Source organism: Achromobacter semiaridum (genome assembly GCF_053543755.1).
Map to the genome: position 1 here is coordinate 1 of NZ_JBLVOL010000114.1, position 1,906 is coordinate 1,906.

Below are 1,906 nucleotides of genomic sequence, written 5' to 3' on the forward strand. Positions count from 1 at the left end.
GATGCCACCCGCGATCAATTCGTGAATTGCTTGGGACGCGGCAGGCATGGCCGGGGAGTCCACGTCGGCCAGGGTCTGGTCGGCTTCGTCCAGGCGACCCAGCAGCAATAGCCGCCGAGCCTGCAAGTAGGCGGCGTGCGCGGCGTTGACGGGATCGCCGTGAATGGCCAAGGCGGTGCGTGCGGCGGCCAGCGACTTGTCGGGCCATGCCAGATCGCGCGACGCCAAGGCCACTTCGGCTTCGGCCACGATGCAACGGGCGCGCGCGACCGGGTTCGCGGGGCCGAATGCACGCGCGGCCTTGCGCAACAGCGCGTTGGCCCGGGCGAAGTCGCCCAGTTGCGCCATGGCGATGCCGCGCAGGGCCAGCGCCGGCGCATCGTCACGCAGCGCCACATGGTTCAGCGCCGTCAACGGGTCGCCGGCGGCCAAGGCACGCGCCGCGCGGGTGATCGGCAAATCGGTGAAGTGCGGTGGCAACTGAAGTTTCCCTATATGGGCCTCGGCTTCGGCCTTGGCCTTGGCTGCGCTTCGGCCTTGGCCTTGGCCTCGCCCAGGTCCGGCCTTCCGTCTTTGCCCAGGTCCGGGCTTCGGCCTTGGCAAAGGCCGCGCATCAATCTACCACCGCTTGCTGCCGGCTGATCTTCTGTTCTGTCAGCCCCGCCCCTGCCCCGCCGCCCGCCACCTGCCGGCCGGCCCCGCCCGCGCCTTCCGCTCTGGCGCGACACACCCGGCAAGCACGACTCGTGGGTGGCGGCAAGGGATGCGGCCCCATTTACATGGTCCCCAAGGTCCCCCCGCCCTTAGCCGGCCCGCCAGCGTGTAAACTCCCCCCTTTTTGACTCTGGTGGTATGTTGCAAGCCCCACAGCGCACAGGTTTAAGCGGCCCGACGCTCATTCGCTTGCTGACTCGCCTGACGGATGTCGACGTTCCGGAATCCAGGCAATCGTTATCCGACCATTTAAGCCAGTGGCTTGGCTGGACGGACGCGATCGCACTGTCCGCGGCCCTGAACACGAGCCCGCCGGTGATCGCCCCCGGCGCGCGCATGTTCAGCAGCGCCGAAGAGCGGGAATGCGCGCGCGTGCGCACGACGCTGGCCGACGCCATCGCCAGCGACACGGCGGCCACAAGCGCCAAGCGGATCGTGCCAGGACAGGCGCCGGCCAAGAAGTCGGCGGCCGTCGAGCAGGCCGAGGCCGATTACTCGAATTTTCGTCAGCGCTACCTGTCGTTGCAGCACACGATGGAGACCAGCGTGGGAAATCTGCGCAGCCGTCTGCGCGGTATGGTCGCGGCCAAAAATGGCGAGATGACCCGTCTGGCCGTGGTGGACGCCATCATGGACCGGGCGCTGCTGCCCAAGGAACGCGCGCTGTTCGGAGCGATCCCCAAGCTTTTGCAGGGGCATTTCGACCGCTTGCGTCTGGCCGAGGCCGCCGCGTTGGCGCCCGGGGATGCGCCCGGGGATGCCCCCGTGGACGCACCCGCTGCCGAAGCCGACGCTGCACCGCCCGCCGATGGCGCCGCCAAGCTGGACGACGGCAACGGCAAGGCGCCCGCGCCGGCAACCGCACCACCGCCTGTTACCCCCGGCGCCTGGCTGGACGTTTTCCGCAAGGATATGCGCAGCGTCCTGCTTGCCGAATTGGATGTTCGACTACAACCGGTCGAAGGGCTGCTTGCCGCCCTTCGCGCCAGCTAACCAGGACACCATGTCCAAGACTCTGATCAATTTCGTTGTATTTGTGGCCGGCTTGGCCGTTGTGGGCTGGATTGGCGCGGGCTATGCGGGGTCAAACCCGCTGGCGCTGGCCGTGACGCTGCTGATCGGCGTCTGCTATCTGGCGGGCGCTTGGGAACTGCTGCGTTACCAGCAGGCCACCAGCGGGGGGGCGCGCGCC

2 protein-coding genes and 1 pseudogene are annotated in these 1,906 nt (G+C 68.3%); 2 read left to right on the forward strand and 1 reads right to left on the reverse strand.

What is annotated here, in order from left to right; genetic code table 11:
• Positions 1-480 (reverse strand): annotated as a pseudogene (locus ACNPP0_RS24255) (helix-turn-helix domain-containing protein); the annotation flags it as partial.
• Positions 481-852: 372 nt separating this feature from the next.
• On the opposite strand from ACNPP0_RS24255, the gene ACNPP0_RS24260 reads away from it, so the two are divergent.
• Together ACNPP0_RS24260 and ACNPP0_RS24265 are read left to right on the forward strand one after the other, a co-directional pair.
• Positions 853-1,707, forward strand: coding sequence for a DUF3348 domain-containing protein (locus ACNPP0_RS24260; protein WP_448707235.1), 855 nt, complete (start codon positions 853-855; stop codon positions 1,705-1,707).
• Positions 1,708-1,717: 10 nt separating this feature from the next.
• The coding region (locus ACNPP0_RS24265) for a hypothetical protein (protein WP_448707236.1) at positions 1,718-1,906 on the forward strand (189 nt) is incomplete at its 3' end.

Excerpts from the sequence above, each read along its gene's own strand:
- ACNPP0_RS24260 (WP_448707235.1), top strand. The coding sequence starts at position 853 with ATGTTGCAAGCCCCACAGCGCACAGGTTTAAGCGGCCCGACGCTCATT.